Origin of the sequence: Arcobacter suis CECT 7833 (assembly GCF_003544815.1) — a bacterium.
GTDB classification, from domain to species: Bacteria; Campylobacterota; Campylobacteria; order Campylobacterales; family Arcobacteraceae; genus Aliarcobacter; species Aliarcobacter suis.
In genome coordinates this window covers 1,837,886-1,850,585 of sequence record NZ_CP032100.1, presented here as the reverse complement: position 1 = coordinate 1,850,585, position 12,700 = coordinate 1,837,886, and the positions used below count along the sequence as shown (strand labels likewise).

At 26.9% G+C, this 12,700-nt stretch carries 15 protein-coding genes; 11 read left to right on the top strand and 4 right to left on the bottom strand.

What is annotated here, in order from left to right; all coding sequences use genetic code 11:
• Positions 1-174: 174 nt before the first annotated feature.
• From aroC to ASUIS_RS09555, 3 genes are all read right to left on the bottom strand, one after another.
• Entirely contained in the window at positions 175-1,251 is a 1,077-nt protein-coding gene (gene aroC / locus ASUIS_RS09565; protein WP_118886880.1) for a chorismate synthase, read from the bottom strand.
• 6 nt (positions 1,252-1,257) lie between these two features.
• The gene (gene rnc, locus ASUIS_RS09560) at positions 1,258-1,932 is read right to left on the bottom strand and encodes a ribonuclease III (protein WP_118886878.1); all 675 of its coding nucleotides are present in this window, start codon (positions 1,930-1,932) and stop codon (positions 1,258-1,260) included.
• Positions 1,933-2,005: 73 nt separating this feature from the next.
• Positions 2,006-3,055 (bottom strand): tetratricopeptide repeat protein, encoded by a 1,050-nt coding sequence (locus ASUIS_RS09555; protein WP_118886876.1) that lies wholly within the window; start codon positions 3,053-3,055, stop codon positions 2,006-2,008.
• A gap of 85 nt (positions 3,056-3,140) precedes the next feature.
• Here ASUIS_RS09555 and dnaG point away from each other — a divergent pair, with 85 nt between their 5' ends.
• From dnaG to fmt, 7 genes are all read left to right on the top strand, one after another.
• A complete protein-coding gene (gene dnaG / locus ASUIS_RS09550; protein WP_118886874.1) occupies positions 3,141-4,775 on the top strand; it encodes a DNA primase in 1,635 nt (544 codons plus the stop codon).
• Positions 4,776-4,858: 83 nt separating this feature from the next.
• On the top strand, positions 4,859-5,242 hold the full coding sequence (locus ASUIS_RS09545; protein ID WP_118886872.1) for a Rid family detoxifying hydrolase: 384 nt from the start codon (positions 4,859-4,861) through the stop codon (positions 5,240-5,242).
• Between the two features lie 116 nt (positions 5,243-5,358).
• Positions 5,359-5,676, top strand: a complete 318-nt coding sequence (gene rplU, locus ASUIS_RS09540) for a 50S ribosomal protein L21 (protein ID WP_118886870.1) — start codon at positions 5,359-5,361, stop codon at positions 5,674-5,676.
• A 34-nt stretch (positions 5,677-5,710) separates the two neighbouring features.
• Positions 5,711-5,965: a 50S ribosomal protein L27 gene (rpmA, locus tag ASUIS_RS09535; RefSeq protein WP_118886868.1), complete on the top strand. Its 255-nt coding sequence runs from the start codon at positions 5,711-5,713 to the stop codon at positions 5,963-5,965.
• A gap of 148 nt (positions 5,966-6,113) precedes the next feature.
• Positions 6,114-7,223, top strand: a complete 1,110-nt coding sequence (gene obgE, locus ASUIS_RS09530) for a GTPase ObgE (protein WP_118886866.1) — start codon at positions 6,114-6,116, stop codon at positions 7,221-7,223.
• The gene (gene proB / locus ASUIS_RS09525) at positions 7,204-7,974 is read left to right on the top strand and encodes a glutamate 5-kinase (protein ID WP_118886864.1); all 771 of its coding nucleotides are present in this window, start codon (positions 7,204-7,206) and stop codon (positions 7,972-7,974) included. Before obgE ends, proB begins: the two co-directional genes overlap by 20 nt.
• Positions 7,975-7,984: 10 nt before the next feature.
• Entirely contained in the window at positions 7,985-8,905 is a 921-nt protein-coding gene (fmt, locus tag ASUIS_RS09520) for a methionyl-tRNA formyltransferase (protein WP_118887675.1), read from the top strand.
• Positions 8,906-8,912: 7 nt separating this feature from the next.
• Here fmt and ASUIS_RS09515 read toward each other — a convergent pair whose 3' ends face one another.
• Positions 8,913-9,806 (bottom strand): AEC family transporter, encoded by an 894-nt coding sequence (locus ASUIS_RS09515; RefSeq protein WP_118886862.1) that lies wholly within the window; start codon positions 9,804-9,806, stop codon positions 8,913-8,915.
• Positions 9,807-9,871: 65 nt separating this feature from the next.
• Here ASUIS_RS09515 and ASUIS_RS09510 point away from each other — a divergent pair, with 65 nt between their 5' ends.
• The 4 genes from ASUIS_RS09510 (at position 9,872) to ASUIS_RS09495 (ending at position 12,700) form a co-directional block, all read left to right on the top strand.
• Positions 9,872-10,507 carry a biotin--[acetyl-CoA-carboxylase] ligase gene (locus ASUIS_RS09510; RefSeq protein ID WP_118886860.1) on the top strand — a complete coding sequence of 212 codons (636 nt, stop codon included), beginning with the start codon at positions 9,872-9,874 and terminating at the stop codon, positions 10,505-10,507.
• Complete coding sequence (locus ASUIS_RS09505; RefSeq protein ID WP_118886858.1) at positions 10,504-11,280, top strand: ParA family protein; 777 nt, start codon at positions 10,504-10,506, stop codon at positions 11,278-11,280. The genes ASUIS_RS09510 and ASUIS_RS09505 overlap by 4 nt, the downstream gene beginning before the upstream one ends.
• Positions 11,281-11,306: 26 nt before the next feature.
• Positions 11,307-12,164 (top strand): ParB/RepB/Spo0J family partition protein, encoded by an 858-nt coding sequence (locus tag ASUIS_RS09500; protein ID WP_118886856.1) that lies wholly within the window; start codon positions 11,307-11,309, stop codon positions 12,162-12,164.
• A 113-nt stretch (positions 12,165-12,277) separates the two neighbouring features.
• Positions 12,278-12,700, top strand: coding sequence for a F0F1 ATP synthase subunit B family protein (locus ASUIS_RS09495; protein WP_118886854.1), 423 nt, complete (start codon positions 12,278-12,280; stop codon positions 12,698-12,700).

Below are 12,700 nucleotides of genomic sequence, written 5' to 3'. Positions count from 1 at the left end.
TTCCTTTTTATATCAAACTTTTTTTCTTTGATTTGTCCGATTATAGCAAACTTTTACTATATTGTAATTATGTCTTTTATGTTATTTCACAAATTAAAGACAATAAAAAAAGCAACCCTTGACCAAAGAGTTGCTTTAAGATGAAAGTATATATAAAAAACTTTAAATAAATCTTTATTTAGAGTAAACCTTCTTAACATTTTCCATTTTAGATGACATATTTAATAAAACCATATCAGCTAGAACTAAAGCCATCATAGATTCAGCTACAACACTTCCTCTTACAGCCACACAAGGGTCATGTCTTCCTTTTAATTGGCAATTTACTTCATTGTTATGAACATCTACAGTTTCTTGTTCTATAAAAATAGACGGAGTAGCTTTGAAATAAACTTTTACATTTATATCATCACCATTTGAGATGCCACCTAAAATTCCACCACTGTGATTTGTTTTGAAACCAGATTTTCTTATTTGATCATTATTTTCATAACCTAAAACTCTTGAAGCTAAAATCCCATCTCCAATTTCTACTGCTTTTACAGCATTTATACTCATCATTGCATTTGCTATTTGAGAATCTAGTTTAAAATATAAAGGTTCACCAAGTCCAATTGGAGCATTTTTTACATTTATAAGAGCCACACCACCAACACTATTGTGTGAGTTTTTTGCTTTTAAAATAGCATCTTTTTGAGCTTGTTCAACTTCTGCATCAAGTGCAAAAATTTCAGACTCACTAACTTTTGAAAAATTATAGTTATTTGCTTCTATTCCATCTATTTCACAAATACCACTTTGTACATTAATACCAAGTTCATTTAACATAAGTTTTGCAATTGCCCCAGCTGCAACTCTTGCTGCTGTTTCTCTAGCACTACTTCTTCCTCCACCTCTGTAATCTCTGATTCCATATTTATTAAAATAAGTAAAATCAGCATGACCTGGACGGAATAAATCTTTTACATTTGAATAATCACTACTTTTTTGATTTTCATTAAAAATAATCATTGAAATTGAAGTTCCAGTAGTAACTCCTTCAAAAACACCTGAAAGAATTTCTACAACATCACCTTCTTTTCTTGATGTTGCATATTTATTTTGTCCTGGTTTTCTTCTATTCATCTCATTTTGAATGAATTCTTCGTCAATTTTTATTCCAGCTGGAACTCCATCAACAATACATCCAAGAGCTTTTCCATGTGATTCACCAAAAGTTGTAAATCTAAATCTATGTCCAAAAGTATTCATTTAGTTTTAGTCCTCTTTTAGTTTTTCAATTGCAATTTTTGCTACTGCTTGTTGAGCTAGTTTTTTACTTTTTCCATTTGCACTTCCATAATTAACACCGTCAATCCAAATTGAAACCTCAAACTCTTTTTTATGATCTGGTCCATAAGAACCTTCGATTTTATATTCAGGAATTGAAGCAAATTTTGCTTGTGTTATTTCTTGTAAAGCTGTTTTATAATCACTAAATAAAACATCAAGATTAATTTTGTCATAAGATCTTTCAAGTAAATCTAAAATAATAGGTTTTAATACTTCTAAACCAGATTCTAAATAAACAGCACCCATAATAGCTTCAAATGCATCAGATAAAATAGAAGCTTTTGTTCTTCCTTTATTTCTTTCTTCAGCAGTTGAAATGTAGATGAAATCACCAAGTTTTATTTCATTTGCAAGTCTTGTAAATCCTGTTTCATTTACTAAAGATGCTCTAATTTTTGATAGTTCACCTTCATTTGATTTAGGAAATTTTTGGAAAAGATACTCTCCAACAATTAAGTTAAGAACAGCATCTCCTAAAAATTCTAGTCTTTCATTATTGTAAGGTTTTTTAAAACTTTTGTGTGTAAGTGCTTCGATTATCAGGTCTTTATTTTTAAACTGATAATCCAAACACTTTTCTAATTTTGAATAATCACTCATATATTTCCTTTTTTGATTTTTTAAAGTGTCGCAAGTATATCACATCTTTTATTATGAAAGTGTTGTACTTGAGTTATTGTAAAGATTGATTAGAGGTATAAAATGATTTTGTTAGTCTATGTTTAACATTAAGAGTTAAAATATTATGACAATGGGGACATCTTGTATCAAAAATAGGGTGAGAATGTTTGCAAGTAGTACAAATAAACTCAAAATCTAATGAAGCTTTTATTTTATGTTCATGTTGATTTATTAAAATCAAAATATCAAAATCAAAATCATTGCTATGTTTTAAAGTATTTAAATAGCCTTTTGCATTATATAATTCAACTAAAAATTCATTTTGCAAAACTTTATCAAAATCAATATCATCAAAATTTAAATACCAAACTACATCAATATATTTTGAACAATCAAACTCTTTTATATGTTCCCAAAAAAATGGTTTATTAAATTGAATTAAAAAAGAAGCAAATATTCTTTCTATCATTTTATTTTCTTTAAAAATTTCATATAAAAGTTCAGTTCTTTTTTCATAAGAAAGTATTGAATCGTTTAAAATAATCAATGAATCTAAATAGATTTTATCTACATTCATATCTTTGTCTAATTCTTCTAAACAAGTTGTTATTTCTTTTGCTTTATGAAAATCTTTTAATTTTTCATAAACTAATAAAAGATGATTTAAAGCATTTTTATTTCTTGGAGAGAATTTTAGGATTCTTAAAAAAATTTCTTTTGATCTTTGTAAAAAGCCACCTTTAAAATATGTAGTTCCTAAAAGTTCAAGTAGTTCTTCTTTTTTTACCCTATCATTTACATGTTCAAGTAAAGTTAAATAAACAGAAATAGCTTTATTATAATCACCTTTATGTAAAAATGATGAAGCTAAAAGTAAAATTGAATCAAATGGTAAATTGTAAGTTTTATATAAATGAACATAATCTTCTTCTTTTAATTTTCCTAGTTCAAATCGTAAAGATAGTTTTCTATAATCTTTTCTTGCTAATCTTTCTTTATAAATACTAAATGAATAAGTAACAAAAGATATTAAAAAAATTAGTGCTACAAGTAAGATGATTCCAAACAATGGATCTCTATATTCTAAAATTATATTATCCAAATAAAAAACCTTAATTATTTATATCGTTAGGTTTGAATACTAACATAAAAGTTCATATAAAATAATAAAAAGATATAATCCTTTTATGATAAAAAAAGAATCAATCGAAAATCTAAAAAACCATCTTGATGTTGTTGATGTAATCTCTCAATTCTTAGAATTAAAGAAATCTGGTGCAAATTTTAAAGCATGTTGCCCTTTTCATGGAGAAACAACACCTTCATTTGTAGTGAGTCCAGCAAAACAAATATATCACTGTTTTGGATGTGGAGTAGGTGGAGATTCTATAAAATTTGTAATGGAATATGAAAAGTTATCATATCCTGAAACAATAGAAAAATTAGCTTCAATGTATAATTTTAATTTAGATTATGAAAATACAACAGAGATAAAACAAGACACAAAAATTTTAGAAGAAGTAAATAAATACTATCAAAAACTTTTTGTGAATAATGAAAATGTAAAAGAGTATATTCATAAAAGAGGAATATCAGAATTTTCAATTGAAAAGTTTGAAATAGGTTATGCGCCAGTTTCAATAGATACTATAAATTTTTTAAAATCAAACCATTATAATTTAAATGATGCAATAGATTTAGGTGTTATTGATAATGGAACAAATGGTTTATATTCAAGATTTATAGAAAGAATTACCTTCCCTATTTATTCAATAACTGGAAAACTTGTAGGTTTTGGTGGAAGAACAATTACTGGGCACAATGCAAAATATGTAAACTCTCCACAAACAAAACTTTTTAATAAATCAAGACTTTTATATGGTTATCATTTAGCAAAAGAGCAAATATATAAAAAAAATCAAATTATAGTTTGCGAGGGTTATTTAGATGTAATAATGCTTCATCAAGCTGGCTTTAATACAGCAGTGGCAACTTTAGGAACTGCACTCACAACTGAACATTTACCTCTTCTTAGACGAGGGGAACCAAAAGTAATATTAGCTTATGATGGAGATAAAGCAGGACTGGCAGCTGCTTTTAAAGCTTCTGTTATGTTAAGTCAAAGTGAGTTTGAAGGTGGAGTTATTATTTTTGCAGATGGATTGGATCCTGCTGATATGGTAAATAATGGAAGAATAAATGAATTAAATGAAATTTTTTCAAATCCAATTTCTTATATACCTTATGCAATAAATTATATCATTTCAAAATATGATATAAATGATCCAAATCAAAAACAAAAAGCTTTAACTGAAGCTAATGAATATTTAAAAACATTAAGTTTATTAAATCAAGATGAATATAAAAGATATTTAGCTCAGAAATTAAATATTAGAGAAAATTTAGTGAAAATAAGTTCAAATAAACAAAGAACTTATGAACCAAATCTAACAAAAATCGATATTGCTGAACTTTGTATAATAAAATCAATTTTAGAAAAACCAAAAAGACTAGATTCTGTGTTAGATATTGTTGATTCTTCTATGTTTGAAGCTCATAAAAATGAGTTTGAATTATTGTTAACAGACATAGAAAATATTTCATTAAATTCAATAGTTTTAAATGAAAAACTTGAAAATTATGATGATGAAAGATTAAATCAAGAGTTATTAACTTTGGTTTATAAATTTTATACAAATAAATTAACAGCTATTTCTTATGATAATAGCTTAGATTTTAAACAAAAAGCAAATTTAATTAGAAAAATCAAAGATAATATCTATCAATTAAAATTAGGAAAATTAGTAAGTTATAATTTATAATTAATAATTAATTTTTAAAATTTATTTAATTAGCAGTTTATTTTTTGTAGAATTCAATCAATTACAAAAAATAAGGATAATAAATGAAATTTATTGCAAGTGATAATTTACCTCTAGCAATAGGTCCATATTCACCGGCTATAGAAGTAAATGGAATGATTTATACATCAGGTCAAGTACCTATTTCATTGGATGGTACAATGCTAGAAAGAGATATTAAAGTTCAAACTAGACAAGTTCTATCTAATTTAAGAACATTATTAGAAGATGCCAATAGTGGATTGGAAAAAGTTATAAAAGTGTCAATATATTTAGAAAATATAGAAGATTTTCGAGTTGTAAACACAATATTTGCTGAAGCTTTTGGTAATCATAAACCAGCACGTAGTACAATATCGGTAAAAGGTTTGCCTAAAAATTCAATGATAATGGTTGATGCAATAGCTTTAGCAAATGATTATCATTAAAAACCTTTGGCTTAAAGAAAGTTTAAACTAAAATAAGATACTATTCCGGTTCGAAAAATAGAGTTAGTATGACAAAATATGAACCTAGCATATAGAATTGAATTAGAGGAAGAAAGATGTACGCAATTATCAAATGTGGTGGAAAACAGTATAAAGTTTCTGAGGGTGATATCTTAGATGTTGACTATACTGGTTTAGCTGCAAAAGAAACTTTAGAGATTACTGATGTTTTAGCAGTAAACAACGGTGAGTTAAAAACTGGCGATGCTGTTGCAAATGCAAAAGTTGAGGCAGTTGTAGTATTAGACGGTACTGGTGTAAATAGAGCTAAAAAAGTAATCATTTACAAAAAAAGAAGAAGAAAAGATTCTAAATTAAAAAGAGGTTTCAGAAAAAGCTTCACTAAAATTAGAATCACTAAAATTGCTGCATAAGCAAATAGCATAATATAAGTTAAGGAGAAGAACTATGGCTCACAAAAAAGGTCAGGGAAGTACGCAGAATAATAGAGATTCAGCTGGTAGAAGACTTGGTGTTAAAAAATACGGTGGTGAAGTTGTAAGAGCTGGTAATATCATTATTAGACAAAGAGGTACTAAAGTACATTTAGGTCAAAATGTTGGTATGGGTAAAGATCATACAATTTATTCTTTAATTGACGGTGTTGTTAAATTTGAAATTAAAGATAAAAAGAGAAAAAAAGTTTCAGTTTACGCTTCGTAATTCTGGATAAAATTGATTTCTTTAAAGGGTGTATGGCTTTTGCCTACACCCTTTTTTTATTTAAAAATTAACATAACTAATTAAAAGTTAACAGTAGAAGTTGGAATTTTGCTTTTAGTTTTTAATTATTTATTAAAAGGAAAGTTATATGTTTATAGATAGCGCTAGATTTTCAGTTACATCTGGAAAAGGTGGACAGGGATGTGCAGCATTTAGACGAGAAAAATTTGTTGTAAAAGGTGGACCAGATGGTGGAGATGGTGGAAAAGGTGGAGATGTTTATTTTTTAGTAGACAATAATACTGATACATTATCAAACTACAAAGGTAGAAAATATTTTAAAGCTGATAATGGAGCACAAGGTTTAGGTGGAAGAATGACTGGAAAGTCAGGAGAATCACTGGTTTTAATAGTTCCTCCTGGAACTCAAGTTATTGATGATGAAACAAATGAAGTTATTTTTGACTTGATTGAGCTTGGCGAAAAAGTTCTGTTTTTAGAAGGTGGAAAAGGTGGACTTGGAAATGTGCACTTTAAAAATTCAAGAAATCAAAGACCAACTTATTTTCAACCAGGACTTCCTGGACAAGTTAGAAGTATTAGATTAGAATTAAAATTAATTGCTGATGTTGGACTTGTTGGTTATCCAAATGTTGGGAAATCAACTTTAATATCTGTTACTTCAAATGCAACTCCTGAAATTGCAAATTATGAATTTACAACTTTAACTCCAAAATTAGGTGTAGTAGAAGTTGGAAATTATAATTCATTTGTAATGGCTGATATTCCAGGAATCATTGATGGTGCAAGTGAAGGAAGAGGTTTAGGTTTAGAGTTTTTAAAACATATTGAAAGAACAAAAACACTTTTATTTGTAATTGATGTTGCAAACTACAGAACAATGATTGATCAATATAGAGTTTTAAAAGAAGAAGTTGCTAAATTCTCAGGTGAACTAGCAAAAAGAAATTATGCAATAGTTTTAAGTAAAATTGATGGATATTTGGGTGAAACTTTAGAAGATGATATAGAAAAATTTATCAAAGATATTGGTTTAGAAACTACTAAATCAAATGAGTTCAAATTTGAAGGAGAACTTCCATATTTTATACAAGATTTAATTTATACAAGATTTGATAATACAAAACCATATTTTGTTTTACCAATTTCATCTTTAACAAAATTAAATTTAAAACCACTTGGATTTGCTTTATATAATTTATTAGAACAGGGTAAAGATGAAAAGATTAGTAATTAAAGTAGGAACTGCTGTTCTAACTCAAGACGGACAATTAGCTCTTGATAGAATGGAAAATTTAGTTAATTTAATTGCAAAATTAAAAAATGACAAAAATCTTGAAGTGATATTAGTCTCTTCAGGAGCTGTTGGAGCTGGATATACTTCTTTAAAACTTGATAAAAAGATAGTTGCAAATAAACAAGCACTAGCAGCTATTGGGCAACCTTTATTACTAAAAAATTATAAAAAAAGATTCAAAGAACATAATATCACTTGTGCTCAAATGCTTTTTATTGCAGATGATTTTGATTCAAGAAAAAGAACTAAAAATGCTCAAAATGTTATGGAAATTTTATTAGAGAATAAAATCTTACCAATTATAAATGAAAATGATGTAATTGCAACTGATGAGTTAGTTTTTGGTGATAATGACCAACTAGCAGCTCATGTTGCTTATTATTTTAAAGCAGATATGTTAGCAATTTTATCTGATATTGATGGATATTATAATAAAAATCCAAGAGAATTTGATGATGCAGTTTTACAAAAAAATGTTTATGAAATTTCTCCTGAAGCATTAGAAATGAAACATTCTGCAAATTCAGAATTTGCAACGGGTGGAATAGTTACAAAATTAAAAGCAGCAGATTTTTTAATGAAAAGAGATATTCCAATGTATTTATCTTCTGGATTTGATTTAACGAATGCTTATGATTTTTTAGTTGATGGAAATCATAAAAGTGGAACAATTTTTCAAGCAAAAAAATGAAGGAATATTTATGAGTAAAAGAATTTTATTTATGGGAACTCCTGATTATGCTACTACGATATTTAAAGAATTATTAGATAGTAAGTATGAAATAGTAGGATTATTTACTCAACCTGATAAACCAGTTGGGAGAAAGCAACTTTTAACTCCTCCTCATATTAAACAATATTGTATTGATGAAAATATAAATCTTCCAATTTTTCAACCTTTAAAATTAAGAGGAAATGAAGAAGCTACAAAACAAATAACAGAGTTAAAACCTGATTTTATAATAGTTGCAGCTTATGGGCAAATATTACCAAAAGGGATTTTAGATATTGCTCCATGTATAAATCTTCATGCTTCATTACTACCAAAATATAGAGGTGCAAGTCCTATTCAAGAATCAATTCTAAATGATGATTATTATACAGGAGTAACTTCTATGCTTATGGAAGAAGGTCTTGATAGTGGAGATATTTTAGGGTTACAATATTTAAAAATAACTCCAACAATGGAAGTTTCAGAAGCTTTTGAAAAATTATCTTTAATTGCTGCAAAACTTACTCTTACAACTTTAGATAATTATGAAAATATAAAACCAATAAAACAAAATGAATCAGAAGTAAGTTTTTGTAAAAAAATCAAAAAAGAAGATGGTTTAGTTGATTTTATTGATGCTAAAAAACTTTATTTAAAATACAAAGCTTATTCGTTTTGGCCAGGTATTTTTTTAGAATCAGAATTAAAAATAAAAGATATTGAATTAAATGAAGAAAAATCTATCAATAATCAAGGTCAGATTTTAGAAATTAAAGATGATTTTATTATTGTTGGATGTGAAAAAGGAAGTTTAAAAATTAAAACTTTACAAGCACCTTCTAAAAAAGCTATAAACTCTGTTGATTTTATTAGAGGTCAAAGATTAGAAATAAATTCAATACTTATTTAGCGTATATTTACGCTAAATAAGATGTATATAAACTTATTGTTAATAAACTCAATAAAACTCCTAGAACTAAAGAGTTTATAGCTACTTTTTCATCTAACCCACCTTTTATTGCTAAAACTGTAGCCATTGTCATTGGTGGCATTGCAACTTCAATTATTGTAACTTTTACCCAAGTTTGATTTAAGCCATAAAAATAGTGAAAACCTATTAATACAATTATTGGAACAACAATCATTTTTAAAATCATTGCAGCTGAAACAATATGAAACCTTGCAAAAATATGTTTTAGTTCTAATTTCATTCCAATTGCAATCATAGCAATTGGAACAAGTGTTGAACCAAGAGTTTGTGAAGTTAATATTAAAAAGTTTGGAACCTCAAAATTTTTTACAAGAATAGTTATTAAAAACATAATTGAAGGCGGAAATAAAAATATACTTTTGAAAATATGAGTAATATTATTCTTTTTCCCCGCTCCCCAAGTAATAATAAACATTCCAACTGAAACTAAAAGCAAAAATGAGCCAAATAAATCATAAATCAATCCATAAACAATATAATCTTCTCCATAAAATGCTTCAATATATGAAAAACCAATAAATGATGTATTCCCAAAAGTAGCCATAATCATAAAAGTAGCTAATAAAACGCGATTTAATTTCATCATTTTTCCTACAAAATAAGCAAGAAGAAGATTAAAAAGAATAAAAGAGATAAACATTAAAATCAAATTTAATATTTTTTCATCAAGAACTAAAGGATAAATTTTAGAAAATACAATAGCTGGAAGTGAAAAATAAATTATAAATTCAATTAGTTGTTTAGAATTATCATGATAAATTATTTTAAAGGTGTAACCTAAAATTAAATAAATTGCAATTGGGAAAATTGGCTCTAACATAATGACCTTTTTTAGTTGGATTATATTTAATAAACTCTTCTATTTTTATTATGTATAATTAAAATATGAAAATAATAAAATTAAAAGAAATAGATTCTACTCATAGATATATAAAAGATTATATTTTAGAAAATAGTTATAGTGAACCTTTATGTGTTTTTTGTGATTTTCAAACGCAAGGAATTGGTAGTAGAGGAAATTCTTGGATAGGAAAAGAGGGTAATATTTTTTTCTCTTTTGTTGTTGATAAAGAATTTTTGCCTGATGATTTACCTTTACAAAGTAGTTCAATATATTTTTCTTATCTTTTAAAAGATGTTTTGAAGCAGATGGGTTCTTTTGTTTGGCTAAAATGGCCAAATGATTTTTATATAGAAGATAAAAAAATCGGTGGAACTATTACTACTGTTTCAAAAAATCTAATTTATTGTGGAATAGGAATAAATTTAAAAAGTGTTAGTGAAGATTTTGGAAAACTTGATATAAATGTTGATATAGATGATATGTTAAAAAGTTATTTTTCTAAATTAGAAAAAAAGATTTTTTGGAAGCAAATATTTAGTGATTTTAAGATAGAATTCCAGCATAGCAAAAAGTTCCAAACAACCATAGACAATCAAAAAGTTTCTCTTCAAAATGTGATGTTAAATGAAGATGGTTCAATACAAGTAAACAATAAAAAGGTATTTAGTTTAAGATGACAGAAATTATTTCAATAGCTAACCAAAAGGGCGGTGTGGGTAAAACTACAACTGCTGTAAATTTGAGTGCGGCACTTGCATTAGAAGGTAAAAGAGTATTATTAATTGATGCAGATCCTCAAGCAAATGCTACGACTTCATTAGGTTTTCATAGGGATACTTATGAATATAATATTTACCATGTAATGTTAGGTACAAAAGAACTGAGCGAAATTATTTTAGATTCTGAAATTGAGAATTTAAAAGTAGCTCCATCGAATATAGGACTTGTTGGAATTGAAAAAGAGTTTTATAAAAATACTAAAGAAAGGGAATTAGTTTTAAAAAGAAAAATTGACCCTGTAAAAAAAGATTTTGATTATATCATTATTGATTCACCTCCTGCTCTAGGTCCAATAACAATAAATACATTAAGTGCATCAACATCTGTATTAATTCCAATCCAATGTGAATTTTTTGCATTAGAAGGATTAGCTCAATTATTAAATACAATAAAATTAGTAAAACAAACAATAAATCAATCTTTGCAAATTAGAGGTTTTTTACCAACAATGTATAGTGCTCAGAATAATTTATCAAAACAAGTATTTGCAGATTTAGCACAACATTTTGAGAATAAATTATTCAAAATTGATGATAATTCATATGTAGTTATACCAAGAAATGTTAAATTAGCGGAAAGTCCTAGTTTTGGTAAACCAATTATGTTATATGATACAAACTCAAGTGGTACTAAAGCATACACACATTTAGCAAGAGCAATTGCAGGTTAGTTAATTTTTATTAATAGGAAAATATTATGGCATTAGGTAGAGGATTAGGAGAATTATTAGGCGAAGTTGAATCAGCTTATGAGAATTCAACTAGAAGTAACAAATCAGGCGTTTTTAAAATTGATGTAACTGCAATAAAAGCCAATCCAAATCAGCCAAGAAAAATATTTGATGAAGAAAAATTAAATGATTTAAGTGAGTCAATTAAAGAACATGGTTTATTACAACCTATAGTTGTAATTGAAAATGAAGATAGTACTTATACATTAGTTGCAGGGGAGCGTAGATTAAGAGCTCATAAACTTGCGAATATGGATAAAATTAAAGCAATTATTATTGATGCTGACGAATTTAAGTTAAGAGAATTGGCATTAATAGAAAATATTCAAAGAGATGATTTGAATATAATAGAACTTGCATATTGTTACGCACAATTACTAAATGAACATAGTATTACCCATGAAGAGTTATCTCGAAAGGTATTCAAAAGCAGAACTTCTATTACAAATACGTTAAGATTGTTACAATTAAACTCATATGTACAACAATTTTTAGCAAGTGACAAAATTAGTGCAGGACATGCAAAAATTATGTTAGGACTTACAAATGATGAACAAAAAATGGTTTGTGATTCAATAGTTGGTCAAAAACTTTCAGTTAGAGAAACTGAAAAAATTGTAAAAGAATTAAAAGAAAAAGATATAGAAAAACCTAAAAAAGATAAACCAAAAGATACATATAACTTCAATCCTCTTAACAATATCATTGAAAAATTAAAAGAAAATAATTTAAAAGTAAAAGTTGAAAAAAATTATTTTAAAATAGAATTTAACTCACAAGAAGAAATAGATAAAATTATTAGCTACTTTAATATCCAATCGTAACACTATCCAAAAAAATGTAACCTAATATTTTCTTTTAATATAATTTTATAGTTAGTTTTGATAAAATGATAGAGTTTTAGTTAAACTAAACTGTAAAAAATATGGAGGAATGAATGTTAGACATAAGTCCTGTATTATTGCTTAGCTCTGGTATCATCTTTCTTTTAGTTGTTGCTAGACTAAACAGTTGTCTTTTCAAACCATTACTTAAGCATATGGATGATAGAACAGCTTCTATAAAAAAAGATTTAGAAGATGCGAAATCAAACGGTGCAGATGTTGATGGTTTATTAGCCGAAGCAAATGATATTATTGCTAAAGCGAAAAAAGAGGCAGCTGCAATTAGAGAACAAGCTTATAAGGAAGCAAAGGATAGTGCTGATGCAAAACTTGCAAGTGCTAAATCTAATTTAGAAGTAAAATCTGCGGAATTTGCTAAAAACTTACAAGACGAGACTAAAGCTTTAAAAGATTCTTTAGTATCTTCTATGCCTCAATTTAATGAGAGCCTAAAAGCTAAGCTTAGCTCAATTTAA

What these genes read in the sequence shown, in the direction of transcription:
- ASUIS_RS09515 (WP_118886862.1), bottom strand. Translation starts at nt 9,806, where the DNA reads ATGTTAGAGCCAATTTTCCCAATTGCAATTTATTTAATTTTAGGTTAC.
- fmt (WP_118887675.1), top strand. Translation starts at nt 7,985, where the DNA reads ATGAGTAAAAGAATTTTATTTATGGGAACTCCTGATTATGCTACTACG.
- rnc (WP_118886878.1), bottom strand. Translation starts at nt 1,932, where the DNA reads ATGAGTGATTATTCAAAATTAGAAAAGTGTTTGGATTATCAGTTTAAA.
- obgE (WP_118886866.1), top strand. Translation starts at nt 6,114, where the DNA reads ATGTTTATAGATAGCGCTAGATTTTCAGTTACATCTGGAAAAGGTGGA.
- rpmA (WP_118886868.1), top strand. Translation starts at nt 5,711, where the DNA reads ATGGCTCACAAAAAAGGTCAGGGAAGTACGCAGAATAATAGAGATTCA.
- ASUIS_RS09545 (WP_118886872.1), top strand. Translation starts at nt 4,859, where the DNA reads ATGAAATTTATTGCAAGTGATAATTTACCTCTAGCAATAGGTCCATAT.
- ASUIS_RS09510 (WP_118886860.1), top strand. Translation starts at nt 9,872, where the DNA reads ATGAAAATAATAAAATTAAAAGAAATAGATTCTACTCATAGATATATA.
- dnaG (WP_118886874.1), top strand. Translation starts at nt 3,141, where the DNA reads ATGATAAAAAAAGAATCAATCGAAAATCTAAAAAACCATCTTGATGTT.
- ASUIS_RS09495 (WP_118886854.1), top strand. Translation starts at nt 12,278, where the DNA reads ATGTTAGACATAAGTCCTGTATTATTGCTTAGCTCTGGTATCATCTTT.
- ASUIS_RS09500 (WP_118886856.1), top strand. Translation starts at nt 11,307, where the DNA reads ATGGCATTAGGTAGAGGATTAGGAGAATTATTAGGCGAAGTTGAATCA.
- rplU (WP_118886870.1), top strand. Translation starts at nt 5,359, where the DNA reads ATGTACGCAATTATCAAATGTGGTGGAAAACAGTATAAAGTTTCTGAG.
- aroC (WP_118886880.1), bottom strand. Translation starts at nt 1,251, where the DNA reads ATGAATACTTTTGGACATAGATTTAGATTTACAACTTTTGGTGAATCA.
- ASUIS_RS09505 (WP_118886858.1), top strand. Translation starts at nt 10,504, where the DNA reads ATGACAGAAATTATTTCAATAGCTAACCAAAAGGGCGGTGTGGGTAAA.
- proB (WP_118886864.1), top strand. Translation starts at nt 7,204, where the DNA reads ATGAAAAGATTAGTAATTAAAGTAGGAACTGCTGTTCTAACTCAAGAC.